We start from the raw sequence: 26443 nt of genomic DNA, 5'->3' as shown, positions 1-26443 counted from the left end.
CGATCAATTGCGAATGCGAAGGCGACGGTTTTGGTTCCGAACCGCCGCGGTGCAGAGGTGGACTTGGAACCCGCGACGCGCGGTTACGCCGGCGTTGCGGTCGGCGCCACGTCGAGGCGAACCGCAATCCCATTCAGCTCCGGGCTTGGCGCCGGGTAGAGCTTCATGACGAGCGGATCATGGCCGGGGACGATGTGCTCCGCGCTAGGCGCCGTGGCGCGCAGCTTGTCGAAGCCCACCAGCATGTCGCCGACATGAAACGCCGTCGTGAACGGTCGCTCGCTGGTCATGTTCTCGTAGAAATGACTGACGTCGGAGGCGAGCACGACAGGGCCGCGGCGTGTGTTGACGCGGACGAATTGAAGACCGGCCGAGTGGCCGCCGGCCGCATGCACCGTCAGACCGGGCGCAATCTCTGCATCGCCATCGTAGAACAGCACCCGGCGCGCGTAATTCAGCCGCACGATCCCGCAGACGTCCTCGACCTCGAACGAATGCGACAGCCGCGGATATTGCATATAGCGCCCGGTGGCATAGGCGAGCTCGCGTTCCTGGAGATGAAATCGCGCATTGGGAAGCCGGTCGAAATTACCGACATGGTCGTAGTGCAGATGGGTGAGGATCACGTCCTTGACGTCGGCGGGGTCGATATCGAACGCGGCAAGCGTCTCCACCGGGCAGCGCAGGAAATTCCGCCTGCGCTGCCTGGCCACTTCCGCGTTGAAGCCGGTGTCGATGACGAAGCTGCGCCCGCCTCCCCGCGCCAGCCACATGAAATAGTCCATCGGCATCGGCCCGTCATGCGGGTCGCCGCCGATGAAGTGCTCGCTCCGCTGCGCCTCCCGCGTTGCGTAGCGGATCGCAAAGAGCTCGTAATCCGGGTCAGCCATGGGAGTTGTTCAGGAACCCGCCGCGTCGACCTCGTTGAAGGCCTCGCGCGCATTGCGGAAGGCGTCGATGCCGGCGGGCACGCCGCAATAGACCGCGACCTGGAGCAGGATCTCCTTGATCTCCTCCTTGGTCAGCCCGTTCTTCAGGGCGCCTTTGATGTGCAGCTTCAGCTCATGCGGCCGGTTCAGCGCGCCGAGCATCGCCAGATTGACGATCGAGCGCGTGCGCCGGTCGACGCCGGGCCGCGTCCACAAGGCACCCCAGCAAAATTCGGTCGACCATTCCGCCATCGTGCGCGTGAACTCGTCGGCCCCGGCAATCGACTTGTTGACGTAGTCCTCGCCGAGCACCTCTTTACGAACCTTGAGGCCCTTTTCGAACAGTTCGGTCTTGCTCATGATCGTCCCTTTCAGGTCTTGAGAGAGTTGAGTTGGAAGTTGATTAGCGCGATGGCGGTCGCAGCGATTGCAGGAGATTGCCGACGTCGTCGACAGTATCGAGCCGCCAGATTGCATCGATGGCGCGGTCCGCGTCCCAGTCGCTTCGGCCGGTCCGCACGGCCTCGCGCAGCTTGGCCTCGAGGTCGTAATCTGTGAGCGGCGCGGCAAGACTGCCACGCGGCGCGATCACGGTCTCGGTGAGGACCTCACCGGACGACAAGCGCAATGTCACGCGCGCCGCGCCATCGGGCATCTCGCTATCCAGCTTCGCCCTCACCTTCTGCCGCAGCTGCGCGATGTCGGTCCGGACCACCGTCTCATGCGCGAATTCGGCCACCCCGGCCGTGCCGAGCAATAATCCGCACGCCACGCAATGATGGATGCTGACGCGCGCATCGCGCTCGTTGTTGACCGGGCGATCGCCGCGGGCGAGCAGCAGCGCCGAGCCCTGCACCGTCACCAACTCGATCTGATCGCCGCGTCCAGCGATGCGCTCGCGCAGTGAGAGACAGGCGTCGATCACCGCGTGAAAGACGATGCCGGCGGGGTAAGGCTTGTAGGTGTTCTTCGCAATCTCCCAGGTCTTGCCGAGACCGTCGAGCAGGCGAGCAATATCGGGCTCGTCTCCCATGGTGCGCGCCCATCCGAGCGGGCCTTCGATGGCGCGGGGCGCCGCCTCAAAGCCCTGCTGCGCGAGTAGCGCGGCGAACAATCCGTTCCGAGCCGCGTTGCCGACGCTGACATTCTTGGCGGCACTGGGCAGGTTCTCGACATTGCCCGACGACTGGCTGGCCGCAAGTCCGATCGCGTTTGCGATCCCCTCAGCGGGCAGGCCTAGTAGTTTCGCGCACGCCGCCGCCGCGCCAAAAATCCCGCAGGTCGAGGTGATGTGCCAGCCGCGCGCGTAGTGGCGTGGCGAGACTGCATTGCCGATGCGGCACTCCACATCCACGCCGAGAATGAACGCGGTCAATACCTCCCGCCCCGACAGTTTGCGCATCCCCGAAAGCGCCAATATGGGCGCGGCAACCGGCGCGGCGGGATGAATGATTGTCTCGGGATGGGTGTCGTCGAAGTCGAGCAGATTAGCCGAGATGGCATTGAGAAATGACGCGCACAGCGCATCCATCGGCTGCGAGTGACCAATGACCGTCGATGTCGCGGTCCCGCTGAACGGCGACAGCGTTCGCATCGCCGCGATGACGACAGGATCGCGTGCGGAGCCGAGCGCCGTCGCGAAGAAATTGAGGATCGATCGTCGCGCCTCAAGGCTCTGCGCCTCCACCTCCGCCCAGGACGAAGCAGCGACGAAATCGGCGAGCGTCTTGCTCACACTCGGAATTGGGACTTGCGGCACGCGGAGTGTCTTCCTCGTTTTCCCGAACCTTATGCCGATCCGCGGCAAACTGTCGACCCCAAATGTTATGCTTGACAGCTTGTCTGACAATCATAACAATCCGGCCCGTTGGCGCGGGATCCCCGCTGCCACGACGACGGTGGCCGAGACGGCCGGCCGGCGAACGCGTTCGACCAACGAGATGAAGAAGGCGCGCCCGTCACGGGATCGCGCGACAGGGAGCAGACGATGGCGGGAGAGATTCTCGGCGTAATCGGCACGGGCCGCATGGGCGGTCCGATGGCGGGACGATTGATGGACGCGGGCTATTCGCTCGTCGTCTATGACACACAGGCCGAGGCGACTCAGCCGCTGGTTAAGCGCGGCGCGCTCCTCGCCAGTTCGCCGGCCGACGTCGCCTCACGCTCCGACATCGTGCTCGCCAGCCTGCCGACGCCCGACATCGTCAAGGCCGTTGCGCTCGGCCAGGACGGCATCAGCAGCGGCAACCGTGCGAAGATCGTCATCGATCTCTCGACCTCGGGTCCAGGCGCGGCGAAGTTCGTCGCGGAAGGCCTCAAAGCGAAAGGTATGACACTGGTCGATGCGCCCGTGAGCGGCGGCATCAAGGGCGCCGTCAACGGCTCGCTGGCGGTGATGGTCTCGTGCCCGCAGGCAACTTACGACACCGTGCAGCCGATCCTGAAGAACTTTGGCAAGCTGTTCTACACCGGCGACAAGCCCGGCGTGGCGCAGACCGCCAAGCTCGCCAACAACCTGATGGCGGCCGCAGCCCTCGTGATCACCTCGGAAGCCGTCGCGATGGGCGTCAAGGGCGGCGTCAACGCCAAGGTGCTGATCGACATCATCAACGCCAGCAGCGGTCGCAACAGCGCCTCCGAAGACAAATTCCCCCGCGCGGTGCTGCCCGGCACCTTCGATTTCGGCTTCGCCACCGGCCTCTCCTACAAGGACGTCCGTCTTTGCGTGGACGAGGCCGAGGCCATGGGCGTGCCGATGGTCTGCGGCGCGGTGGTGCGGCAGATGCTCGCGATCACCAACGCCAAATACGGCGCCTCATCCGACTTCACCTCGATCGCCAAGGTGCTCGAAGAGTGGGCCGGGGTCGAGATGCGCGGCTGATCGCGCGAGCCAGGGGAGAGCGACCCGCGATGACGATCGGCCCGACCGTATCAGGCAAGGTCCCGCTCTCGCGCCAGATGGCGCGGAGCGTGCTTACGCTGGATATTGGTGATTTCGGGCCGGAAGTCGTGGCCAAGGCAAAGCTCTGCCTGCTCGACTTCCTGTCCTGCGCCTTCGAGGCGGGCCATCATCCCTGGAGCCGCCAGGTGATTGCGATCGCGCAAGCCGGCGGCAGCGCAACGATCATCGGGACGTCGCAGCTCTCCTCGCCAGCCGACGCAGCTTTCGCCAATGCGGTGATGGGGCACGGTCTCGTGCGCGAAGACATGCATGCGGCCAGCATCGCGCACCACGGCGTGGTGATCTGGCCGGCCCTGCTGGCGCTGTCCGAACAGACGCCGCTGCACGGCGCGAAGCTGCTGGCGGCCGCCATTATCGGCTATGAAACGGGCGCGCGGATCGGCCGCGCGCTGTTGACCTCGGACCTCGCACGCCTCTATCGCCCGACAGGCCTCGTCGCCCCCTTGGGCGCAGCGCTGGCGGGAAGTTTTGCGCTCGGGCTTTCCGAGGACCAGGCCACCAGCGCCGTCGCGATCGCGGCCAATACTTCTAGCGGTCTCAACGAGTGGCCGCATGCCGGCGGCTCCGACATGTATTTCCATCCCGGCTTTGCCGCCAGCAATGCGATCAAGGCGGTCGGCCTTGCCGGGGCCGGCGCGTTCGGCTCGGAAACCATACTAGAAGGCGAAGCCGGCCTGTTCGCCGCCTATCGCCGCCAGGCCGCGCCCGACAGCATCGCGCTCTTCCCCAATGGCGAGTGCGAGATCATGGCCGTCTACAACAAGCCGGTGCCGGCCTGCAATTTCGCGCAGACCGCCGTTCAAGCGGCGCTGCGCGTTTCGCACGAACTCGCCAGCACTGAGGAGATCGACCGCGTCGTCATCCGTGCGCCGGATGCCGCCGTTCGCTATCCCGGCTGCGACTCCATGGGTCCCTACCGCAATGCGCTCCAGGCCAAGATGAGCATTCCGTTCAGCGTCGCCGCGACGCTGGCGCGGGGCGAGATCGAGGAAGAGAACTACGCGGGGCTCGATGATGCCGACATCATCCGCCTGGTCGCGATCACCGAGCTCAAGGCAGACGCAGGCTTCACCGCCGCCTTCCCCGGCAAGCAGGGTGCGGAGGTGACCGTGCAGCTGCGCGACGGCCGGACCATCCGGCACGCTCTGCCCGACGTCATTGCCGCAACACCTGCGGATATTCGCGCACGCTTTCGCAGCTCGGCAGCCGGAGTCCTCGGCGAGGACCGCGCGCATCGGCTCGAGCAACTCATCGACGGCTGCGAGCAGCTCGGCAATGCAGGCGACATCGCCGCGCAGTGCCGCCTGAACGCAACGGAACGGGTTTTACGATCGGCATCATGAGAATTGCCGGAAAGTACGGGGGAAACATGGTCGATCTGGAGACCAGCTTGGAATTGTCAGCGGCGCGGAGGCGGGGCTGATGGAAGGCTTTCTGCAAGCGCTCGCCGCGGGGCTTTTGATCGGCGCCGTCTACGGCCTGATGTGCGTCGGGCTCGGCCTGATCTTCGGCGTCATGCGTGTCATCAACTTCGCCCATGGCGATTTCATGATGCTCGGCATGTACACCGCCTTCTATCTCTTCACCGCCGCCGGCATCCAGACGCTGTTCGGCAATGCCGTGGGGCCGTTCGTCGCCATCCTGCTGGCCGGGCCCGTGCTCGCCGTGTTCGGCTATTTCGTGCATCTGGCTCTGATTTCGCACGTCTCCGGGACACGCACTGCTTCGCTCGAAGGCGAAGGCCATTACGCCCAGCTCATCCTCACGCTCGGCATCGCGCTGATCCTGCAGAACGGCGGCCTCATCGTGTTCGGCTCCGTGCTGGCCTCGATCCGCACGCCGCTGTCGAGCTCGGCCTGGGAGCTCGGGCCCTTCTTCGACATGAGCATCTTCCTGAACAAGGCCCGCAGCATCGATATGATCGTCTCGCTGGCAATCATGATCCTGCTCTCGCTGCTGATCACGCGCACGCGGATCGGCAAGTCGCTCCGCGCCGCCGCGGACAATCCGACGGCTGCGACCTATATGGGCATCGACGTCGACCGCGCGCATCGCACCGCCTTCGCACTCGGCTGCGGCATCACCGCGATTGCCGGCGGCCTGCTCGCCACCAACTACCCGTTCCACCCCTTCGTCGGTCTTGAATACGTCATCGTCATGTATGCCGGCGTCGTGCTCGGCGGCATGGGCAGCATCATCGGCGCCTTCTGGGGCGGCATGACGATCGGCCTCGTGCAGCAGATGTCGACGCTGATCCTGCCGACGCAATTGCAGAACGCGGCAATCTTCGCCGTCTTCCTCCTCATCATCTTCTTCCGTCCGCAGGGCTTCTTCGGGCGCATGGTCGAGAGGACGTGACCATGCTCCGGATGCGCTCCTTTCTGCCTCCCCTGCTCTTCACGCTCGCCTATGCGGTCGTATCGCTCGGCGTCACCAACTCCTACTATCAGCTCATCCTGACGCTGGTGCCGGTGTGGGCGGTGTTCGGGCTGTCGTGGAATCTGCTCAGCGGCTATACCGGCCTGATCTCGTTCGGCCATGCCGCCTTCTTCGGGATCGGCGCCTACGCGACCGCGCTCGGCCAGATCTATTTCGACATCTCGCCCTGGCTGCTGATCCCGGTCGCTGCCATGCTCGGCGGCATCGCCGGGCTGCTGATCGGCTTTCCGACCTTTCGTCTGCAGGGCCACTACTTCGCCCTCGCAATGCTCGCCTACCCGCTCGCCATTCTCTACGTGTTCGAGTGGCTCGGCTTCCAGGAGGTGACGCTTCCGATCAAGCGCGAGGCGCCGATCGCCTACATGCAGTTCTCCGATCCGCACCTCTACACGCTGCTCGGGCTCGCGCTCATGCTCGCCACCATCGTTCTGACGCAAATGATCGAGCGATCGCGCTTCGGCATGGCGCTGCTCGCGATCAAGCAGAACGAGGCTGCGGCCGAAGCCGCCGGCATCAACACGCTCGCCTGGAAGCTGCGCGCGATCACGCTGAGCGGGGCGATTGCCGCCGCCATCGGCGGGTTTTACGCGCAGGTGCTGCTGGTCGTGACCCCGGCATCGGTGTTCGGCATGCTGGTGTCCGCGCAGGCGCTGACGGTCGCGATGTTCGGCGGCGTCGGTACGGTCTGGGGCCCGGTGATCGGCTCGGTGATCCTGATCCCGCTCGCCGAGATCCTGCACGCCGAAGCCGGCGCGCGCATCCCCGGCATCCAGGGCGTCATCTTCGGCATCGCCATAGTCTGCGTCATTCTCCTCGCGCCGGAGGGCCTGTTCTGGAAGCTGCGCGATCTCCTGCGCAAGCGCACCACATCGAAGGCGGCGGTCAGTGAAACCCCGGAAGCGGCAGCTGCCAACGTGACGGCCTTGAAGCCCGCCCCCCGGCAGCGTGCCACCACCGGCGAGGTCGTGCTCGAAGTGAAGAACCTCTCGCGATCCTTCGGCGGCCTCAAGGCCGTGCAGGACGTCAGCTTCAAGCTGCACAAGAACGAGATCCTCGGCATCATCGGCCCCAACGGCGCCGGCAAGACCACGCTGTTCAATCTCCTCAACGGCTTCCTCAAACCGAGCCAGGGCGAGGTGCTGATCGACGGCCGCAACATGTCGGGCCAGCGGCCGCACGTGATCTGCGAGGCCGGCATCGGCCGCACCTTCCAGGTGATGCGGCCGTTCCTGCGCATGTCGATCCTCGACAATGTCGTGGTGGGCGCCTATGTGCGCGCGCGCTCCGATGACGAGGCCCGCAAACTCGCCGCCGACGCGGTCGCCCGCGTCGGGCTGTCTGCGGTGGCTGACCGTGTCGCCGGCGAGCTCTCCACCAAGGAACTACGGCTGATGGAGCTGGCCCGCGCGATCGCCGGCCAGCCGCGCATCCTGCTGCTCGACGAGACGCTCGCGGGCCTCGGCCATGGCGAGGCCGACGAGGTCGTTGCGGTGATCCAGCAACTCGCGCGCGACGGCATGACCATCGCGATCATCGAGCACACCATGCAAGCGATGGTCCGGCTAGTCGACAGATTCCTCGTGCTCGACCACGGCGCCGTCATCACCGAAGGCCTGCCGGAAGTGGTGACGCGCGACAACCGCGTGATCGAGGCCTATCTCGGCAAAAAGTGGGTGGGCCATGCTGCGAATTGAGGGATTGAGCGCCGGCTATTCGGCCAAGCCCGTCCTGAACGACGTCTCGATCAATGTCGGCGCGGGCCAGTTCGTCGCGATCGTCGGCCCCAACGGCGCCGGCAAGACCACGCTGTTTAAGACGATCTCCGGCATCGTCAAGCCGAGTGGCGGCGCGATCACGTTCGACGGCGTCGACCTGCTCGCGGTGCCGCCGCCACAGCGCGCCCATCTCGGCATCGCCCACGTCCCGGAGGGACGACAAGTCTTCCCGTCGCTGACGGTGATGGAGAATCTGGAAATGGGCGCGATGACCGAAAGCGGCCGGCGGGACTGGCAAGCCAACATCGAGCGCATCTTCGAATGGCTGCCGGTGCTGAAGGAGCGCCGCGATCAATTCGCGGGCACGATGTCCGGCGGCCAGCAGCAGATGCTCGCGATCGGCCGCGGCCTCGCCTCTTCGCCAAAGCTTCTGATGCTCGACGAGCCCTCGATGGGGCTCGCCCCCTCGACCGCGGACTTCATCTTCGAGCGCCTGATCGAGATCCGGCGCCAGTCCGGGCTGACCATGCTGCTGGTCGAGCAGCGCGTCGCGGAAGCGCTGGAATCCGCCGACCACGGCTATGTCCTCGAAGCCGGACACGTCGTGCTCGAAGGCAACAACGCCACGCTGCGCGCCGACGACCGCGTGCGCAAAGCCTATCTGGGCATGTGACGACCATAAAAAACAGGGACCAGGGAGAAACAAAATGGACAAGACTTCAAAAGGACTGAGTCGCCGCACCGTGCTCTCCGGCGCCGCCGCCGTCGGCCTCGCGGGCGTTGCGCGCGCGCAGGCACCTGGCGAGATCAAGGTCGGACTGATCGTGCCACTGTCGGGCATCTACACCCGCCCCGGCCAGGTGATGAAGATGGGCGCCGAGATGGGCATCGAGCACATCAACGCGCAGGGCGGCATCAAGGCGCTCGGCGGCGCCAAGCTGAAGCTGGTCGTGATCGACTGCGGCGACACCACCGAGAAGGCCAAGAACGCGGCGCAACGCATGGTGGCGCAGGAGCCTGACCTGGTCGCCGCCACCGGCTCCTATCTCTCCTCCTTCACGTTGGCAGTCACCGAGGTGACCGAGCGCGCCGAACTGCCGGTGCTGACGCTGTCCTATTCGGACCTGCTGACGGACCGCGGCTTCAAGTACATCTTCCAGACCGCGGCGACCGCGAGCCGCCAGTCCGAGCTCGGCCTGCCGACGCTGATGAAGCTCGCCGAGAACGCCTCGGGCAAGAAGCCGAAGACCGTGGCGATGTTGATGGACAACACCGCGACGTCGGTGGCCACCGCCAAGGCGCTCAAGGAGAGGCTGTTCGCGCAGGAGGGCCTCCAGCTGGTGGTCGAGGAAGTCTGGACCCCGCCGCTGTCGGATGCCACACCGCTGATCCAGAAGGTCCGCTCGGCCAAGCCCGATCTGCTGCTGTTCATGCCGAATGCGGTGTCGGACGCCAAGCTTGGTCTCGAGAAGATCAGTGAGTTCGGCCTCGGCCAGGGCAAGATCCCGACCGTGTCCTTCAGCATCACCATCGCCGAGCCCGACATGCTGCAGAGCGTCAGCCCGGAGACCGTGCAAGGCATCATGACCATCGTCGCCAATTGGGGCTCGAAGGGCCACGAGGCGCTGATCGCCGAGCTCAAGGCGAAATACAAGGAGCCCTGGATGACGCAGAACGTCATCTCGACCTATGGCGACATGTGGCTGATGAAGGAAGCGCTGGAGAAGGCCGGCAAGGCCGACCGCAATGCGGTCGCGCAGGCCTTCCGCACCATGGATGCCGGCCCGTCGAAATATTATCCGGGCGGTCAGCTCAAATTCGACGAGAAGGGCCGCCGGGTCGGCGCCGGCGTCGTCATCGTGCAATGGCAATCGGGCGTGCCTGTCACCGTTTATCCGCCCGAGCTCGCGCAGGCGCAGCCGTTCTGGCCGAAGAAATCCTGACAACGTCGCGCAATTTTTCAGGGAGGAGATTGTCATGACTGCCAAGAGCAAGATCACGATATCGCGGCGAACGCTGCTGGCCGGCGCCTCCGGCACGCTGATCGCGTCCCGGGCCGGCTGGGCGCAGCAACCATCGGAGGTGAAGGTCGGCCTGCTGGTGCCGATCTCGGGGCTCTATGCCCGTCCGGGAACGGTGATGCGCGAAGGCGCCGAGATGGCGATCGACCACATCAACGCGCAAGGCGGCGTCAAGGCGCTCGGCGGCGCCAAGCTGAAGCTCGTCGTGCTCGATTCCGGCGACACCACCGAGAAGGCCAAGAACGCGGCACAGCGCATGGTGGCGCAAGAGACCGACCTGGTTGCGGCCAGCGGCGCCTATCTGTCCTCGTTCACGCTCGCCGTGACTGAAGTGACCGAGCGCGCCAACCTGCCCATGCTTACCCTCTCCTACTCCGACCTGATCACCGAGCGCGGATTCAAATACGTGTTCCAGACCGCGGCCACCGCGGGGTCGCAGGCACGGCAAGCGTTGCCCCAGCTCATCAAGCTGGCGGAGACGGCCTCGGGCAAGCGGCCGAAGACGGTCGCGATCCTCACCGACAACACGGGGGCCTCGATTGCTTCCGCCAAGGCGATGCGCGAAGGCCTGCTGGCAGAGAACCAGTTGCAGCTGATCGTCGACGAGACCTTCACGCCGCCGCTGGCGGATGCGACGTCCCTGGTGCAGAAGATCCGTTCGGCCAAGCCCGATCTGCTGTTCTTCCTGCCGACCGTGATCTCGGACGCAAAACTGCTGCTCGAGAAGATGAACGAGTTCGGCCTCGGCCAGGGCAAGGTGCCGACGATCTCGTTCGGCATCGCGATCGCCGAGCCGGACATGCTGCAGACCGTCAGCCCCGAGCTGCTCCAGGGCGTCTTGACCTGCGTCGCCAGTTGGGGCGCCAAGGGGCATGAGGCGCTGATCGCCGAATTGAAGACCCGCTACAAGGAGCCGTGGATGACGCAGAACGCGATCTCCACCTATGGCGACATGTGGGTGATCAAGGACGCTCTGGAAAAAGCCGGCAAGGCCGATCGCGTCGCCGTCGGCGAAGCGCTGCGCACCATGGATGGCGGCCCCTCCAAATATTACCCGTTGGGCGAGATCAAGTTCGACGAGAAAGGCCGCCGCGTTGGCGCGGGCATGACCATCGTGCAGTGGCAAGCCGGCATTCCAGTAACGGTGTTCCCGCCCGAACTCGCCCTGGCAAAACCGTTCTGGCCGAAGAGCTGATAACGGGCGAACAAGAAACGGAGACCACAATGGACAAGGCGACCTACGACCGCGGCCTCGAAATCCGCAAGAGCGTGCTCGGCAACGAATTCGTCGACAAGGCGATCGCATCCGCGGACGAGTTCAACCGGCCGATGCAGGACCTCACCACGGAATATTGCTGGGGTTACGTCTGGGGCCGCGAAGGCCTCACCCGCAAGACGCGCAGCTTCCTCAACCTCGCAATGCTCTGCGCGCTTAATCGCCCGCACGAGCTGAAGACGCATGTCCGTGGCGCGCTCGCCAATGGCGCGACCAAGGAGGAAATCCGCGAGGTCTTCATGCAGGTCGCGATCTATTGCGGCGTACCGGCCGGTGTGGACGCATTCCGCAACGCGAAGGAAGTCTTCGTCGAGCTCGACAAGACGTAGCGGAGGGTGGCTGCGATGAAGGGCAAATGGGCACTCGTGACCGGCGCGACCGCGGGCCTCGGCCTCGCCGTGGCGGAAGGCCTTGCCGGCGCGGGCGCCAATATCGTCCTTCACGATCTCGTCACGCCGAAGCGGGCCGCGGATGATCTGCGCGCCCGCTTCGGCGTGGAGGTCGTCGCCGCCGGCGTCGATCTGTCCCGGCGCGAGGCGATCGAGACCATGATGGCGGACCTGCTCGATCGCTGCGGTGCCATCGACATCCTCGTCAACAATGCCGTGGTGCGGCACTTCTCTGCCATCGAACAGTTTCCGCCCGATCGCTGGGACGAGGCGCTGGCCGTCAACCTGTCGGCGCCGTTCCACCTCATTCGCCTGGCGCTGCCGGCGATGAAGCAGCGCGGCTGGGGCCGGATCATCAACATGGGTTCGATCTATTCGAGCCGCGCGGTCGAGGACCGCATCGACTACGTCACCACCAAAACGGCGATCGCAGGCATGACCCGCGCCGTCGCCATCGAGACAGCGCGCAGCGGCGTCACCTGCAACACGCTCTGCCCAGGCACGCTGCCGACGCCGGCCATCCTGAACAAGATCGCGACGATGGCATCGAACAGCGATCGTCCGGTCGAGGACGTGACGCGCGACTATCTCGGCGAGCGCCAGCCGACGCAGCGCTTCGTCGAAATGAATGCCGTCGCCGCCATGGTCGTCTTCCTCTGCGGCACCGCCGCAAACGACATCACCGGCGCCAGCCTGCCGATCGACGGCGGCTGGTCGGTGGCATGAGAACTGGAACGGGAGTGTTGCGATGACTGAACAATCAGGCCAGACCGTCGTGCTGACGGGTGCCGCCGGCGGCATGGGACGAGCCATCACCAAGGCGCTGCTCGACAGCGGCCGCCGCGTCGTGCTGGTCGATCGCGACGCCAAGGCGCTTCAGGAGCTGGCGGCGACGGTGGGCGATGCGGTGTTTCCGATCCAGCTCGACGTCAGCGATGCAAAGGCCGTCGATCGCCTGCCCGATGCCATTCCCGGTCATTTTAGGCCGGTCGACGTTCTCATCAACAATGCCGGCCACGACATCGGCGGCCGGACGCGCTTCGACATCGGTTCTGCAGACGATTGGTCCAACATCATCCAGACCAATCTGATCGGCCTGATGCGCGTCACGCGCGCGATTATCCCCGGCATGGTCCAGCGCAACGCCGGCCACATCGTCAACATCAGCTCCATCAACGCGGTGCGGATCGTGCCTGACATGGCGGCGTACAGCACCAGCAAGGCGGGCGTGCACATGTTCACCGAGACCCTCCGGGGCGAACTGGCGGAAACCGCGATCCGGGTCACCGAGCTGCAGCCCGGCCTGACCCGGACCAATATCATCCTGACCCGCTATCGCGGCGATACGCAGAAGGAAAAGGACTATTTCGACCAGTTCAGGATGGCACTCGATCCGGCCGATATCGCCCGTTCGATCGTCTTCGCGCTCGACCAGCCCGCCCACGTTCAAATTGCCGAAATGATGATTCTGCCTGTAAACCGGTACTGAGTTTTCCCGAACAGGACCCGGACATGGAAAGACGCAACGAATTGCAGTCAACACTCCGCATCGAAGACGTCCCGACCGTCCGGGCGATGGTGGCGCAGAAGCTGCGTGAGGCGATCATGTCGGGAACGCTGAAGCCGGGCCAGCGCCTGGTCGAGCGCGAGCTCTGCGAGATGATGGGCGTCAGCCGCCCCTCGATCCGCGAAGCGCTGCGTGCGCTCGAGGCCGACGGGCTGGTCAATATGGTCCCGCACCGCGGCCCCGTGGTGTCCACGATCAGCCTCGAAGAGGCCCGGCAGCTCTACGCCGCGCGCGCGGTGCTCGAAGGATTCGCCGGCCGCGAATGCGCAAGGCTTCACGACCCCGAGGTGGCGCGCCGGATCGGCGACGCCCTGACACGGTTGAAGGCGGCCGCCGCCAAGCAAGACCTCGTCGGATGCCTCGAAGCCAAGACCGATTTCTACGCAGCGCTGATCGGCGGCTGCCGCAATGCGTTTATCCAGCGCATGCTCAAGCCGCTGCACGATCGCATCCAGCTGCTGCGGATCACATCGATGTCGCAGCCGAAGCGGATCAACAAGAGCCTTCGCGAGGTCACCGCGATCTGGCGTGCGATCCAGAACGGCGATCCGGATCTCGCCGAACGTTGCTGCGTCGACCACATCAATGCGGCCGCGGTGGCCGCGCTCGACATGATCGAAAAATCGTCGGCGGCCAAGGAGGCGGCGCCTTCCGACGACTAGAACAATGCCGCCAGGGAGTGTTCGATGAAGTTTCTCGTACGATCGCTGATCCTGTTCCTCCTGCTCTGCCCTCGGGACGCGGCGATCGCGGACGAGTACCCCTCCCGCCCGGTCACGGTCATCGTGCCGTTCTCCGCCGGCGGTCCCGGCGACGTCATCGCGCGTATCCTCGGCAGCGCCATGAGCGCGACACTGAAACAGTCCATCGTCATCGAGAATGTCGTCGGTGCCGGCGGCACGCTGGGCACCAACCGCGTCGCCAAGGCGGCTGCGGATGGCTACACGCTGCTGCTGATGCATGTCGGCCAGGCGACTGCCCCTGCCCTCTACGCCAAGCTGCCGTTCGATCCGGTCGGCGATTTCGCTCCGATCGGGCTGGTCACCGACGTCCCGATGATCCTGGTGGCGCGACCGAACTTTCCCGCCAAGGATCTCAGCGAGCTGGTCGCGCATATCCGCAATGCCGGTGACAAGGTCACTTTCGGCAATGTCGGTCTCGGCTCGGCCTCGCAGCTCTGCGGCCTGATGTTCATGAGCGCCACGGATACCAAGCTCACCCCGATCTACTACAAGGGCGGCGGGCCGGCGCTGAACGACGTCATCGCCGGCCATATCGACGTCTATTGCGATCCCGCGACAGGGCCGACGCCGTACATCCAGTCGAAGACGATCAAGGGCTATGCCATCACCAGCAAGACGCGTGTCGCGACGCTGCCTGAAGTGCCGACCTCGACTGAAGCCGGCGTTCCCGAGTTCAATGTCACGACCTGGTACGGCCTCTACGCACCGCGTGGCACGCCCAAGCCCGTCGTCGACCATCTCGTCGGCGCGCTGCAGACGGCGCTGAAGGATCCCGCGCTGATCAGCCGCTTTGCCGAGCTCAGCATGGCGCCGGTCGAGCCCGAGCGCGCGACGCCGGAAGCCCTCGAAGCTTTCCTGAAAGCGGAGATCGGCAAATGGGGGCGGATCATCAAAGCGGCCGGAATCGAGCCGCAGTAGGTTCGCGCCATGTTCTGATCACGTCCAGAATATCCGTGATTTCAAAGGGAAGATTGACTTTGGGGCACTCGAGTGGTGGTCGCGTTGAGAGTTCAGGTGCAGTTCCAGCTGATCGGTGCACTTTTCCGTAGGTCGGCCGAGCCCCATTGCGGGACTTCGTCGCGAGGCGTAACTTTCAACTCTACGTAGCTCATTCGAAAGCATCTATCGGGTTCGGCCAAGCGGGAGCAAGCGATGGCGGATGTCCCATGGCACCTTTCCGGTGACTATTTCGAGAATTGCAGTTGCAGCATCGTGTGTCCCTGCCTGGTGTCGGCGGCGCCCCCGTTGACCGCGCGACCGACCGAGGGCTTCTGCAACGTACCGCTGATCTTCCACATCGAGAGCGGCCGCTATGGCGATATCGCGCTCGATGGGCTGAATGTGCTTGTCGTCCTCCACGCACCTGGGGTCATGGCAGACGGAGATTGGTCGGTGGCTGCCTATATCGATCAGCGCGCCAGCGATGAGCAGACCGAGGCCCTGGCTGCGATCTTCACCGGCGGTGCCGGCGGTCCGATGGCCGCGTTCGCGCCGCTGATCAGCAAGAACCTTGGGGTGCGCAAGGTCCCGATCACGTTCCGGATCGACGGCAAGACGCGGTCCGCAGAAATCCCCGGCATCCTGCACATGTCCGTCGATCCCCTACCAACCATGCATCCGAGCGGGGAGATGTGGACGAACATCGGCCATCCGGTCAGCCCCGATGCCATGGTGATGGCCGTCGGCGCGCCCGGCAATACCTTCAGCGATCATGGCATGCGCTGGGATAATTCCGGCAGGAACGGCCTCTATGCGCCGATCCGCTGGTCGAACCAGGCGTGATGTAAACTTCCGATACCGGCCGGCGTCAGGGCCGGGCAATTTCGATCGCAAATGAAGGACAGCCCACTGGAAACCGTGCTGCGTCGCGATCGCTGGATCGTTGGCGGCGCGATCGGCGTCATGGTCGCACTGGCATGGAGCTATGTGCTCTGGCTCGCCAACGACATGGACATGGGCGGCATGGACATGACCGGATTCCCCATGATCCCGGCCGGGATCGGAATCATGCTGCCGACGAGCGAGCCGTGGCGAACGTTCGAGTTCGCCTACGTGCTGTTGATGTGGGCGGTGATGATGATCGGAATGATGGCCCCCTCAGCCGCGCCAATGATCCTGATGTACGCCCGCGTAGGCCGACAGGGCAAAGCACAGGGCAAGCCGTTCGCCGCGACCGGCTGGTTTGCGGCCGGTTATCTCCTCGCCTGGTGCGGCTTTTCGCTGGCAGCCACCTTTCTTCAATGGGCGGTCGAGCGGGCCACCTTGCTGGACTCCCGGATGGCGCTCGCAAGCAACTTGCTCGGCGCCATCGTGCTGGTCGCGGCAGGTGTCTATCAATGGACACCGCTGAAGGACGTCTGTCTCGCCCAATGCCAGTCGCCGTTTCTGTTCCTGATGCGCCATGGCGGCTTTCGCAGCGACCTGCGCGGCTGCCTGCTGCTGGGACTTCGGCACGGAGGCTATTGTGTCGGCTGCTGCTGGGGTTTGATGGCGCTGTTGTTCGTGGGCGGAGTGATGAACGTGCTCCGGATTGCGATTTTAGCGCTGCTTGTCCTCCTGGAGAAAGTTACGCCGGTCGGACGATGGATCGCGCGCGCTGCCGGCATCGCATGTGTGGCCGCGGGCGCCTGGCTGCTGGTGTTCTTGCCGCAGTGATGTGCCGTTCAGTTCGATTTCTACGCCGCCCGTTCTTCGGGCGCACCGCTGTCCGGCATTTTGCCTGCCCCGACCGCTCCCACGGGGCAAAGAACAATCAGTTGAACGTTCGTAACTTCAGCTGAACCGCAAAACGGCTTGACGAGGACGCCGACCATGAATGTAATGTTATAACATTACATAGTCGGTCCCATGCCCGCTCGTCACTCTATCCCCTTGAAAAGACTGTTCGATCTCCATGCAAAAACTCCCCGTCACCGTCTTGTCCGGCTTCCTCGGGGCTGGAAAGACCACTTTGCTGAACCACGTCCTGGACAACCGGCACGGCCTGAAAGTGGCGGTGATCGTCAACGACATGAGCGAGGTGAACATCGATGCGGATTTGGTCCGTGGTGGCGGTGCGAACCTGTCCAGGACTGACGAGAAGCTCGTCGAGATGACCAATGGGTGCATCTGCTGCACGCTGCGCGACGACCTCCTGAAGGAGGTGCGCGCCCTCGCCGAAAACGACCGGTTCGATTATCTGCTGATCGAATCCACCGGCATCTCCGAGCCGCTGCCGGTTGCTGCGACCTTCGACTTCCGTTCAGAGGACGGCGAAAGCCTCTCCGACGTGGCACGCCTCGACACCATGGTCACCGTGGTCGACGCGGTGAATCTGCTGAGGGATTATTCATCGACGGATTTCCTGGAGCAGCGCGGCGAAGCGCTGGCGAACGACAAGCGCACGCTGGTCGATCTCCTCGTCGAGCAGATCGAATTTGCCGACGTGATCGTGCTCAATAAGGTCGATGACGCCTCGCCGGCACAACGCGAAGCAGCGCGAAAGATCATCCGCGCGCTCAATCCGGAAGCAGAACTGATCGAAGCCAACCACAGCCGGGTCGCCTTCGATCGCATTCTCGACACCGGCCGGTTCGACTTCGAAAAGGCGCAAGCGCATCCGCTCTGGTTCAAGGAACTCTACGGTTTTGCCGATCACGTGCCGGAGACGGAGGAATACGGCGTGAGCAGCTTCGTCTATCGCGCGCGTCGGCCGTTCGATCCCGAAAAGTTCGACAAGTTCGTGCGAGAGCCCTGGCCCGGCGTCATTCGCGCCAAGGGACATTTCTGGCTGGCGACGCGCCCGCAATGGCTTGGCGAGATCAGCCAGGCCGGCGCGATCACGCGCACCGAGGCTCTTGGATTCTGGTGGGCGAGCGTGCCAGCGGAACGTTGGCCGGACGACCCGTTCTGGCGCAAGCGGTTGCGCGCGAACTGGAACGACGTCTATGGCGATCGTCGCCAGGAAATCGTGTTCATCGGCGCGGGCATGGACGAGAGCGCGCTCCGCGCACGCCTGGACGCCTGCCTTGTCCCGGGCAAGCCGGCCATGAACGTCACGGAATGGGCGAAGCTCGCAGACCCGTTTCCGGTCTGGCGACGCGTGAACGAAGTTTTGGAACGCGAATGACCAAAATCGTCCGCTTCGCCTCGAAATCCGAACTCGAGCGGCAGCGCCTCATCCGCGAGGCGCGTGCGATCTACGACAGCATCTTCCCGCCGTACGTCCCCGCCGGCGGCTGCGCGCATGATCCGTCAGATCAATGGGCGGCGCACGAGGCGACTGCCGAAATCCGGAACAACAATGAGAGATGAAGGTGGTGCGCTCGGAGGGACTCGAACCCCCACGATTTTACTCACTGCCACCTCAAGGCAGCGCGTCTACCAATTCCGCCACGAGCGCTTTGGGGATGCCGGCTTGAGGCCTGAAGGGGCCAGCCGGATCAACGGCGCCGATCTAACAAATCCATCAGAGGGGTACAAGCCTGCAAGGGCCCTGAATTCCACAGCTTTGCAGGAAAGTTCCGGGCCTTCCCCCGAATCGGGCCTTTCCGCAGTCCCGGCCGCTACTGTGCTCGGGACGGCGCCCGTGCCCGGGCCGCTACCGGGTGCCCGGGCCCTAACGGGTCCCCGGCGTGCGCGGCAGCATCTGCTTGACCTCGACCGCGATCCGGTTGCGGTCGACCAGCACGACGCCGGAGGCGACCGGCAGATTATTGGCCAAAACCTTGACCTCATCGGCCTCGGTTGCGTCCAGCTCGATGATGGCGCCGCGGGAAAGACGTAATACTTGATGAATCGGCATCGTGGTCGTCCCGAGGACGACCATGAGATCCACGGTGACTTTATCGAGAGTGGGCACTGTCGGGACCGCCGCAACCAGGGACTAAGGACCAAGGACTTAGAACAAGGCCTTGGCATTTGCGCCTGCAATGATCACCACGTTATGGTTAGCCAATGGTTAATTTGCCCCAAAACCCGCGCCAAGAGCTGGATTTGACGTCGTTTTCGGCGTCCCACGGCCAGCCCGTAGAGTGGCGAATCTCGAACGCGCCGGTGCCCTATCCGGAGGCGGTAGCCGCCATGGAAGCCCGGGTCGCCGCGATTGCAGCGGGCGAGGCCGCGGAGCTGGTCTGGCTGCTCGAACACCCCCCGCTCTACACCTCCGGAACCTCAGGCAAGGAAGCCGACCTGCTCGATCCCCGATTCCCGATCTTCGCCACCGGGCGCGGCGGGCAGCTCACCTATCACGGGCCGGGCCAGCGGGTGGCCTATGTCATGCTCGACCTCAAGCGCCGCCGGCCGGACGTCCGGGCCTATGTCGCGAGCCTGGAGGAGCTGATTCTGCGCACGCTCGCGGCCTTCAACGTCCGCGGCGAGCGGCGCGAGGACCGGGTCGGCGTCTGGGTCAGGCGGCCCGACAAGGGCGTGGACCACGAGGACAAGATCGCGGCCATCGGCGTGAGGCTGAAGCGCTGGGTCTCGTTCCACGGCATCGCCATCAATGTCGAGCCGGAGCTGTCGCATTTCGCCGGCATCGTGCCGTGCGGCGTGCTCGATCCCCGCTACGGCGTCACCTCGCTGGTCGATCTCGGCCAGCTCGTGACCATGGCTGACGTCGACATCGCGCTTCGGCAGGCGTTCGAGGAGCTGTTCGGGCCGACCAAAGCGTTGGTGCCGGAAGCGACCGCCTAGCATTTTTTGTGGCGCCCAACCGCGCCCGGTCCCAGCTCGTCGCGGAATCGGCTATGCTCGCGTCAGGTGTCGCCCACGCCTCCCCCCTCCGCCGGGAAAGCAGACTTCATGCCGGGCAAGTTGATCATCTGCCGACTGTTCGAGCGCCAGGCATAAGGAGGGATTGCGCATTCTGCTCGCAATGGGAGGTTTTGACGATGAGATTGTCTGCACCGATCTATCATCTGAAGCGCAAGGCGAAGCGCCTGTCCCGCGAGGAAGGCATTCCGCTGCACGATGCTCTTGATCGCATCGCGACGACGGAAGGGTTTTCCGCCTGGAGCATGCTCGCAGCGAAAGCCGCGGCCATCACGCCGGCCAACAGGCTGTTTCCGCAATTCCGGCCCGGCGATCTGGTGCTGGTCGGCGCGCGCCCCGGCCAGGGCAAGACTCTGATGAGCCTCGAACTTGCCGTGGAAGCCATGCGGTCGGGCCATCGCGCTGCGTTCTTCTCGCTCGAATACACCGAGAAGGACGTTCTGGAGCGCTTCCAGGCGATCGGCGCGAACCCGGCGCAATTCCGCGAGCTCTTCGCGGTCGACTGCTCCGACGCCATCAGTGCCGATTACGTCGTCAAGGAGATGGCCGCGGCACCACGCGGCACGTTCGTGGTGATCGACTATCTGCAATTGCTCGACCAGAGGCGCGAAAACCCCGACCTCTCCGTTCAGGTTCGCGCACTGAAATCGTTCGCACGCGACAAGGGACTGATCGTCGTCTTCATCTCGCAGATCGACCGGTCCTACGATCCCGCAGTCAAGCCCTGCCCCGACCTCGGCGATGTCCGTTTGCCAAATCCGCTGGACCTGAAGCTGTTCGACAAGACGTGCTTCCTGAACAATTCCGAAGTTCAGTTCCGGGCAGCAAGCTGACGATCAGGCCGCGGGTGAGACGGCTCACCCGCGGCTTGCAGCCTCACGCCGCCCGCAGCGACACGTCGAGCTTGCCGGCGATGTAGCGGCGTTCCTGGGTGAGGCCGCCGAAACCGTAGGCATCGCCCTTGACCTCGTCGACATGCAGATAGGTCTCGGGATGCAGCGGTCCCAGAATCTCGGCCATGCGCTTGAACATGGCGGCAAGATAAGCGGCCTTCTCGTCCTTGGTGTTGGTGCCTTCGGTGACGTGGATGTCGATCCAGTAGCTGGCGAGCTTCTGCTCGGCGAGCGACTTGCCGCCGGCGAACCAGTCGCCGGCCTCGACCGACTTCACGATGATGGCAGTCACCTTGGGATCCTTGTGCAGGATCTTTGCGGTGAGCTCGGACACGGCGTTGGCGATCTCGGCCTTCAGCGAGGGCAACTGGCGGGACGAGGTGTAGGACACGGTGATCAGCGGCATGGTGGCTCTCCTCAAGATGCAGCGCGGAATTTGCGCGGCGTTGGTGAGAAGCTAGACCTCCCCCCGTCATTTTGGTATCTTATCTCTATTGATACCAGTGATAACGATCGATAATGACAGCCACCCTCGACATCGCCACGATCCAGGCCTTCCTGCTGGTCGCCGACCTCCAGAGCTTCACCCGCGCTGCGGAGGCGCTAGGCACGACGCAGGCCGCCGTCAGCCTGAAGCTGCAGCGGCTGGAGACATTGCTGGCAAAACGCCTCGTCGAGCGCTCGCCGCGCGCGGTCCGGCTCACCGCCGACGGCGCCAGCTTCCTCGATCGCGCCCGCGCGCTGATGGTGGCGCATGACCGCGCGCTGTCGGGCGAGGCCCCGGCTGCGCAATCGCTCTCGCTCGGCATCTCCGATCACGCCGCCGGCCCCGAGCTGGTGCCGCTGCTGGAACGCCTGCACGCGATGTCGGCGAATCTCACCCTCGCCGTCACCATCGGCTTCTCGCGCGAGATGCAGGACGCCTATGACGCCGGCGAGCTGGACGCTGTGATCGTCCGCCAGGAAGGCAGCCGCCGCGGCGGCGAGAAGCTGACCGAGGACGAGTTCGGCTGGTTCGCCGCACGACGCTTCACCCTGCCGAAGGGCGAAGCGCTGCCGCTTGCGACCCTCGCCCCGCCCTGCGGCGTCCGCGCCATCGCCGTGCGCGCGCTCGACAAGGCCGGCCTCGCCTGGCGCGAGCGCTTTGTCGGCGGCGGCGTCACCGCGGTGGTCGCAGCTGCGCTCGCGGGACTTGCGATTGCGCCACTGGCGCGGCGGATCGCGCCGCCCGGGCTGGTCGATATCGGGCCCGCGCACAAGCTTCCAACACTCGGCAGCTCGAAGGTGATGCTGCATTCGAAGGTCAGCGATCCCGCCAAGCTCGCGGCGCTGCGCGCGGTGGCGGCAACGTTCCGGAGTGCGGCGGCCACCTGATGTCTCACAAGATCGCGTCGAACGCACTGCGCAGCGTCTCGTGGCGGAACACAAAACCTCGGCTCAGCGCCTTGTTGGGCAGCACGCGCTGACCGCCGAGCAGGAGCTCGTCGGCAAAGCCACCGCCGATCCGGCGCAAGAGGCCGCCGGGAATGCGGAAGATCGCGGGCCGATGCAGGCGGCGGCCGAGCTCCTCGGTGAATTTTGCATTGGTGACGGGGATCGGCGCGGTGGCGTTGACAGGCCCCGACAGATCAGGCGTTGCCATTACATAGGCGATCAGCCGGATCAAATCGTCGCGCTCGATCCAGGACATCCACTGCCGCCCGGTGCCGATGGGACCACCGAGGCCGAACTCGAACGGCGTCAGCATGCGCGTGACGAAGCCGCCTTCGGTGCCGAGCACGAGGCCGATGCGCAAACAGACCACGCGCACGCCGAGCTCCTCCGCCGGCCGCGCCGCCTTCTCCCAGGCCGCGCAGAGCTCGTGGCTGAAACAGGCGTGCGACTTGGCTGACTCCGTCAGCACCTGGTCGGCCCACAATCCGTACCAGCCGATCGCGGAGCCGCTGACCAGCACCTCGGGCTTGCGCTCGAGCCGTGCGATCAGCCTCACGACCTCCGCGGTCATGTCGATGCGCGAACCAAGAATCTTCGCGCGCTTCGCCTCGGTCCACAAGCCATTGCCGATAGGCTCGCCGGCGAGATTGACGATGGCGTCGATCGGCGTGTCCGAAGCGAGCTGATCGAGGCTGGTGATCAGCGTGACCGGTGGCGGCAGCATCTCCGCCTTCGCTGGATTGCGGATCAGCGCGATGACGTGATGCCCTGCCCCGCCAAGGCTCGCCGCGAGGCGACTGCCGATGAAGCCGGTGGCACCTGTTATCAGCACGGTCTTGCGGCCCGGGAGCTTTTCGACAAGCCCCTCGGCGGGAACGCTGCGCATCCGGCCGAGCCGGCGCATTGCGGCAAAATCCCTGAGGCCGCAGAGCGCGGCGCCAACCGCGCAGGCGGTCGCGGCGATGCTGAGCAGGCCCTGGTTCATGACGCTCACGCCGAAGGGCTGCATCGCCCAATCGGTCAGCACCGGCAACAGCAGCACGAGAATGGCGCCGTAATTGATCGCGAGCAGCGTGTGGTTGATGCGCTCGCTCGGCGGCAGTTTCCGGCTCAGATCCTCCTCGACGAAATCCATCAGCGTGATGACGATCTCGGCGACCAGGATCGCGACGACCAGCATTGCGAGCACGCCATAGACCTCGAGCCAGCCGAGCAGCAGAAATAAGAGCGCATAGAGCATGTTGCGGATGCCATGCAGCTTGAGTTCGAAGCGCTGCGACACCCGCCAGGCCAGGCGCTCGGTGAATTCGTGGTGATAGAAGGTGTCGAACACGCCCATCACGATCTGGATGGCGATGAGCGTCCACAACAGCGGCGTCATGATACGGCCTCCCTGAAGGTGGCGGACTGGTGGATCAGCGCGCCGTAACGTGGATGGATGACATCGAGGGTGAAGCGGAATGCGCCGTCGCCGAGGTCGCGGTGCGTCACCGTGAGATCGCCCGGCGTGAGCCAGCCCGGCAAGGGGATCCACAGGCGTCCGAGCTGGAGCCCATAACCGGCGCTGCGGAAGGTCAGTGTCTGGTCCTCGACCGCGGTGCGGAGCGCCATCGAGACGCCGAAGCCGACATATTCCTCGAGCCCCGTCGGGCCGGCAAAACGCTTGGCGGAATGGATCACGTGCGGAAAGCCGCGCTTGCGCGCGCAGATGCGGGTCCAGGTCTGACCGCCGGTCGTGCCGTCCTCGGTCACGGTGACGATCATGGGAACACCGGCGTCGCGGCCGGTCGGCAGCGGGCCACCAATCAGGCACGCAGCTTGGGCGAACCACCAGCCGATCTCGCTGAAGAATATCTCGTCGACCACGCCGACATAGACGACGCTCTCGCCGTCCGCGACGCGCTTGGAGAAACGCCGCCAGGTCGCGAGCGGCAGGCGGCCCCAATCCTCGTCCGACAGCAGCGCGCGGAAGCGGCGGTCGTCGAGCAGTTTGGTGTGAGCGGAGGTCGATGCGTTGGAGCCTGATAATCGAGCCGACGTCATCGCACCCTCCTCAGCGCTATTTGGCCTTGCCCAACGGCAACAAGCTGACGATCTTCTCGCCAAGCCGCATCAAGGCAACCAGCCGCGGCCGCGGCACCTTCAGCATCTGCATGAACCAGTGATCGGCGAGCTCGGTGAAGGCGAGCATCTCCTTCAGCCGCTTGGCTGCGACCGGATTGATGGTGGGATCGCCGGCGGCATCGGACACGCAGGCCCTGAGCGCCGTGATCGCCGGATCGAGCTCCCGCTCCTTGCGCCGCGCCGCTATTCTGGCGGCGACCTCCCAGATGTCGGTCTCGGCCTCGTAATGGTCGCGGCGGTCACCGAGGATCGGCACCCGCCGGATCAGGTTCCAGGCGAGCAGCTCCTTGAGCGAGTTAGAGACGTTCGAGCGCGCCATGCCGAGCGTGTCGGCAATGTCCTCCGCCGTCATCGGCCCCTCGGCGAGATAGAGCAGCCCGTGAATCTGGCTGACCGAGCGATTGACGCCCCACTCGTCCCCCATGTCGCCCCAATGCAGGATGAAGCGCTCGACGGCGGCTGGGAGTTTCTTCTTTTCGGTTATTTCTGTCATTACAGAAATATCTGACGATAACGTCCCCTTGTCAAGCGGGCTTGGTCCCGTATACGGGTGCGGGATATCTGCCTAAAAATGTCCCAACTTCAGGGAACCATCCGCTTTCTGTGGCGTTTGCTCCCGTCGAGGCAGGGTCCCGGAATGATCGGAAAGTTCAGTCAACAGCGAGACTTGTTCGAGAGCGAGCGCAGTTTCCGGCTGTTGGTTGAGGGAGTTGCGGACTACGCGCTCTACATGCTCGATCCCAGGGGGATCATCACCAGCTGGAATATCGGCGGCGAGCGCATCAAGGGCTATTCGCCCGGGGAGATCCTCGGCCAGCATTTCTCCCGCTTCTACACCGAGACCGACCGTGCCAACGGCAAGCCGGCCCGCGCGCTCGGCATCGCGCGGGAAAAGGGCCGCTATGAGGAGGAAGGCTGGCGCGTCCGCAAGGACGGCACCTTCTTCTGGGCAAGCGTCGTGATCGACCCGATCTACGAGGACGGCGAGCTGGTCGGCTTCGCCAAGATCACGCGCGACATCACAGAACGCCGCAATACGCAGCTCAAGCTCGAGGCGATGCAGAAACAGCTCGCCGAGTCCCAGAAGTTCGATGCGCTGGGGCAGCTCACCGGCGGGGTGGCGCACGACTTCAACAACCTCCTGATGATCATCAGCGGCAGCCTGCATATGCTGAAGCGGGGCCCCAACGACGCGGCCAAGGTTCAGCGCGCGATCTCGGCGATCGAGACCGCCACCAAGCGCGGCGCGGCGCTGACCAACCAGCTCCTCACCTTCGCGCGGCGGCAGAGCGTCAATCCGCAGGCGATCGATTTCGCCGAACGCATCGCGGCGATCCGCGAGGTGCTCGATGCCGGCGTCGGCAGTTCCGTACGCCTGGCCTTCGACATCGGCCCCGACGTCTGGCCGGTCAAGACCGACGCCTCCGAGCTCGAGACCGCGCTGCTCAACCTCGTCATCAATGCCCGCGACGCAATGCCCGACGGCGGCACGGTGACGATCGGCGCGCACAATGTCGTGCTGGACGAGGCGCCCCTCGCCGGCGACTTCGTCGCAATCGACGTCACCGATACCGGGCTCGGCATTCCCTCCGACGTTCTCGACAAGATCTTCGAGCCGTTCTTCACCACCAAGCCGATCGGAAAGGGCACCGGCCTCGGCCTGTCCCAGGTGCACGGCTTTGCCCACCAGGCCGGCGGCACGGTGAAGGTCGCGAGTGCGCTCGGCAAGGGCACGACGTTCACCATCCTGCTGCCGCGCGGAGAAGACACGCCACCGCGAGAGGCGGCTGGAGGACCATCCTTCCAAGGCAGCGGCACGGTGCTGCTGGTCGAGGACAATCCCGACGTTGCGCTCGTCAGCATCGGTCTTCTGGAGCAGCTGGGCTACCACGTCCGCCGGGTCGCCGACGCCGAAGCCGCCTTGCGCGAGATCGAGAAAAACGGCGTCGACTTCGTGTTCTCGGACATCGTCATGCCCGGCAAGATGGACGGGCTCAGCCTCGCCCATCGCCTCCGTCAGATCCGCCCTGGCCTGCCGATCCTGCTCGCCACCGGCTACAGCGACGTCGCCGCCGGCGTGCGCGGCGATTTCCCGATCCTGCGCAAGCCCTACGAAATCCACGAGCTGAGCGAGGCGATCGCCAAGCTGCCAAGGTGAGGCTTCGTCTTCACCTCTCCCCGTAAGAACGGGGCGGGGAGC

28 protein-coding genes and 1 tRNA gene are annotated in these 26443 nt (G+C 64.8%); 20 read left to right on the top strand and 9 right to left on the bottom strand.

All coding sequences use genetic code 11. The features are described from left to right. Window positions 1-83: 83 nt before the first annotated feature. From CV770_RS09990 to CV770_RS09980, 3 genes are read right to left on the bottom strand one after another with little or no spacing between them, the layout of a single operon-like run. Window positions 84-890, bottom strand: a complete 807-nt coding sequence (locus tag CV770_RS09990) for an N-acyl homoserine lactonase family protein (protein ID WP_091957086.1) — start codon at window positions 888-890, stop codon at window positions 84-86. A gap of 9 nt (window positions 891-899) precedes the next feature. Continuing rightward, window positions 900-1289: a carboxymuconolactone decarboxylase family protein gene (locus CV770_RS09985; RefSeq protein WP_091957089.1), complete on the bottom strand. Its 390-nt coding sequence runs from the start codon at window positions 1287-1289 to the stop codon at window positions 900-902. A 43-nt stretch (window positions 1290-1332) separates the two neighbouring features. Then, window positions 1333-2688: an MmgE/PrpD family protein gene (locus CV770_RS09980; protein WP_104462196.1), complete on the bottom strand. Its 1356-nt coding sequence runs from the start codon at window positions 2686-2688 to the stop codon at window positions 1333-1335. Between the two features lie 108 nt (window positions 2689-2796). On the opposite strand from CV770_RS09980, the gene CV770_RS09975 reads away from it, so the two are divergent. The 16 genes from CV770_RS09975 to CV770_RS09900 all read left to right on the top strand — a co-directional run bounded on the left by CV770_RS09975 (window position 2797) and on the right by CV770_RS09900 (window position 18334). Continuing rightward, window positions 2797-3810, top strand: coding sequence for an NAD(P)-dependent oxidoreductase (locus tag CV770_RS09975; RefSeq protein WP_283811292.1), 1014 nt, complete (start codon window positions 2797-2799; stop codon window positions 3808-3810). 29 nt (window positions 3811-3839) lie between these two features. Then, window positions 3840-5234 (top strand): MmgE/PrpD family protein, encoded by a 1395-nt coding sequence (locus tag CV770_RS09970; RefSeq protein WP_104462194.1) that lies wholly within the window; start codon window positions 3840-3842, stop codon window positions 5232-5234. 79 nt (window positions 5235-5313) lie between these two features. Continuing rightward, complete coding sequence (locus CV770_RS09965) at window positions 5314-6249, top strand: branched-chain amino acid ABC transporter permease (protein WP_028140565.1); 936 nt, start codon at window positions 5314-5316, stop codon at window positions 6247-6249. Between the two features lie 2 nt (window positions 6250-6251). Then, on the top strand, window positions 6252-8024 hold the full coding sequence (locus CV770_RS09960; RefSeq protein ID WP_201759784.1) for a branched-chain amino acid ABC transporter ATP-binding protein/permease: 1773 nt from the start codon (window positions 6252-6254) through the stop codon (window positions 8022-8024). After that, a complete protein-coding gene (locus CV770_RS09955; protein ID WP_028140567.1) occupies window positions 8011-8718 on the top strand; it encodes an ABC transporter ATP-binding protein in 708 nt (235 codons plus the stop codon). The genes CV770_RS09960 and CV770_RS09955 overlap by 14 nt, the downstream gene beginning before the upstream one ends. Window positions 8719-8752: 34 nt before the next feature. Continuing rightward, on the top strand, window positions 8753-9988 hold the full coding sequence (locus tag CV770_RS09950; RefSeq protein WP_104462192.1) for an ABC transporter substrate-binding protein: 1236 nt from the start codon (window positions 8753-8755) through the stop codon (window positions 9986-9988). 34 nt (window positions 9989-10022) lie between these two features. Next, window positions 10023-11261: an ABC transporter substrate-binding protein gene (locus CV770_RS09945; protein WP_104462191.1), complete on the top strand. Its 1239-nt coding sequence runs from the start codon at window positions 10023-10025 to the stop codon at window positions 11259-11261. 29 nt (window positions 11262-11290) lie between these two features. Continuing rightward, the gene (locus tag CV770_RS09940; RefSeq protein ID WP_104462190.1) at window positions 11291-11671 is read left to right on the top strand and encodes a carboxymuconolactone decarboxylase family protein; all 381 of its coding nucleotides are present in this window, start codon (window positions 11291-11293) and stop codon (window positions 11669-11671) included. A 15-nt stretch (window positions 11672-11686) separates the two neighbouring features. Beyond that, on the top strand, window positions 11687-12457 hold the full coding sequence (locus CV770_RS09935; protein WP_104462189.1) for an SDR family oxidoreductase: 771 nt from the start codon (window positions 11687-11689) through the stop codon (window positions 12455-12457). A 22-nt stretch (window positions 12458-12479) separates the two neighbouring features. Next, entirely contained in the window at window positions 12480-13220 is a 741-nt protein-coding gene (locus tag CV770_RS09930) for an SDR family oxidoreductase (RefSeq protein ID WP_104462188.1), read from the top strand. Window positions 13221-13243: 23 nt separating this feature from the next. After that, entirely contained in the window at window positions 13244-13960 is a 717-nt protein-coding gene (locus CV770_RS09925; RefSeq protein WP_091957119.1) for a GntR family transcriptional regulator, read from the top strand. Window positions 13961-13984: 24 nt separating this feature from the next. Then, on the top strand, window positions 13985-14959 hold the full coding sequence (locus CV770_RS09920; protein WP_104462187.1) for a tripartite tricarboxylate transporter substrate-binding protein: 975 nt from the start codon (window positions 13985-13987) through the stop codon (window positions 14957-14959). Window positions 14960-15193: 234 nt separating this feature from the next. After that, a complete protein-coding gene (locus CV770_RS09915) occupies window positions 15194-15823 on the top strand; it encodes a DUF1326 domain-containing protein (protein WP_091957125.1) in 630 nt (209 codons plus the stop codon). A gap of 51 nt (window positions 15824-15874) precedes the next feature. Further along, window positions 15875-16696 carry a DUF2182 domain-containing protein gene (locus CV770_RS09910; RefSeq protein ID WP_104462186.1) on the top strand — a complete coding sequence of 274 codons (822 nt, stop codon included), beginning with the start codon at window positions 15875-15877 and terminating at the stop codon, window positions 16694-16696. 238 nt (window positions 16697-16934) lie between these two features. Next, window positions 16935-18149 (top strand): zinc metallochaperone GTPase ZigA, encoded by a 1215-nt coding sequence (gene zigA / locus CV770_RS09905; RefSeq protein ID WP_104462185.1) that lies wholly within the window; start codon window positions 16935-16937, stop codon window positions 18147-18149. Next, window positions 18146-18334 carry a hypothetical protein gene (locus tag CV770_RS09900; RefSeq protein WP_104462184.1) on the top strand — a complete coding sequence of 63 codons (189 nt, stop codon included), beginning with the start codon at window positions 18146-18148 and terminating at the stop codon, window positions 18332-18334. Before zigA ends, CV770_RS09900 begins: the two co-directional genes overlap by 4 nt. Before the next feature lie 3 nt (window positions 18335-18337). On the opposite strand, the gene CV770_RS09895 is transcribed toward CV770_RS09900, so the two are convergent. Next, window positions 18338-18422 (bottom strand) — tRNA-Leu (locus CV770_RS09895). Between the two features lie 216 nt (window positions 18423-18638). Next, on the bottom strand, window positions 18639-18881 hold the full coding sequence (locus CV770_RS09890; protein WP_011088012.1) for a FliM/FliN family flagellar motor switch protein: 243 nt from the start codon (window positions 18879-18881) through the stop codon (window positions 18639-18641). A gap of 95 nt (window positions 18882-18976) precedes the next feature. Between CV770_RS09890 and lipB the strand changes: the two genes are divergently transcribed. Beyond that, window positions 18977-19714: a lipoyl(octanoyl) transferase LipB gene (lipB, locus tag CV770_RS09885; RefSeq protein WP_104462183.1), complete on the top strand. Its 738-nt coding sequence runs from the start codon at window positions 18977-18979 to the stop codon at window positions 19712-19714. A 197-nt stretch (window positions 19715-19911) separates the two neighbouring features. Next, complete coding sequence (locus tag CV770_RS09880; protein WP_146101264.1) at window positions 19912-20625, top strand: DNA helicase; 714 nt, start codon at window positions 19912-19914, stop codon at window positions 20623-20625. 43 nt (window positions 20626-20668) lie between these two features. Here the strand turns inward: CV770_RS09880 and CV770_RS09875 are convergent, their stop codons facing one another. Continuing rightward, window positions 20669-21091: a tautomerase family protein gene (locus tag CV770_RS09875; RefSeq protein WP_104462182.1), complete on the bottom strand. Its 423-nt coding sequence runs from the start codon at window positions 21089-21091 to the stop codon at window positions 20669-20671. Between the two features lie 113 nt (window positions 21092-21204). Between CV770_RS09875 and CV770_RS09870 the strand changes: the two genes are divergently transcribed. Next, window positions 21205-22059 carry a LysR family transcriptional regulator gene (locus tag CV770_RS09870; protein WP_104462181.1) on the top strand — a complete coding sequence of 285 codons (855 nt, stop codon included), beginning with the start codon at window positions 21205-21207 and terminating at the stop codon, window positions 22057-22059. A gap of 4 nt (window positions 22060-22063) precedes the next feature. Here CV770_RS09870 and CV770_RS09865 read toward each other — a convergent pair whose 3' ends face one another. The 3 genes from CV770_RS09865 to CV770_RS09855 are packed head-to-tail and all read right to left on the bottom strand — an operon-like array spanning window position 22064 to window position 24736. Next, entirely contained in the window at window positions 22064-23500 is a 1437-nt protein-coding gene (locus CV770_RS09865; RefSeq protein ID WP_104462180.1) for a TIGR01777 family oxidoreductase, read from the bottom strand. Continuing rightward, on the bottom strand, window positions 23497-24162 hold the full coding sequence (locus CV770_RS09860) for a DUF4166 domain-containing protein (RefSeq protein ID WP_104462179.1): 666 nt from the start codon (window positions 24160-24162) through the stop codon (window positions 23497-23499). The genes CV770_RS09865 and CV770_RS09860 overlap by 4 nt, the downstream gene beginning before the upstream one ends. A 16-nt stretch (window positions 24163-24178) precedes the next feature. Further along, on the bottom strand, window positions 24179-24736 hold the full coding sequence (locus tag CV770_RS09855) for a GbsR/MarR family transcriptional regulator (RefSeq protein ID WP_104462178.1): 558 nt from the start codon (window positions 24734-24736) through the stop codon (window positions 24179-24181). A gap of 144 nt (window positions 24737-24880) precedes the next feature. Here CV770_RS09855 and CV770_RS09850 point away from each other — a divergent pair, with 144 nt between their 5' ends. After that, window positions 24881-26401 (top strand): PAS domain-containing hybrid sensor histidine kinase/response regulator family protein, encoded by a 1521-nt coding sequence (locus CV770_RS09850; protein WP_091957155.1) that lies wholly within the window; start codon window positions 24881-24883, stop codon window positions 26399-26401. Window positions 26402-26443: the final 42 nt, after the last annotated feature.

Origin of the sequence: Bradyrhizobium sp. AC87j1 (assembly GCF_002936975.1) — a bacterium.
Taxonomy (GTDB): domain Bacteria; phylum Pseudomonadota; class Alphaproteobacteria; order Rhizobiales; family Xanthobacteraceae; genus Bradyrhizobium; species Bradyrhizobium shewense.
The sequence above is the reverse complement of the archived record's forward strand: the minus strand, read 5'-3'. Positions and strand labels throughout refer to the sequence as shown.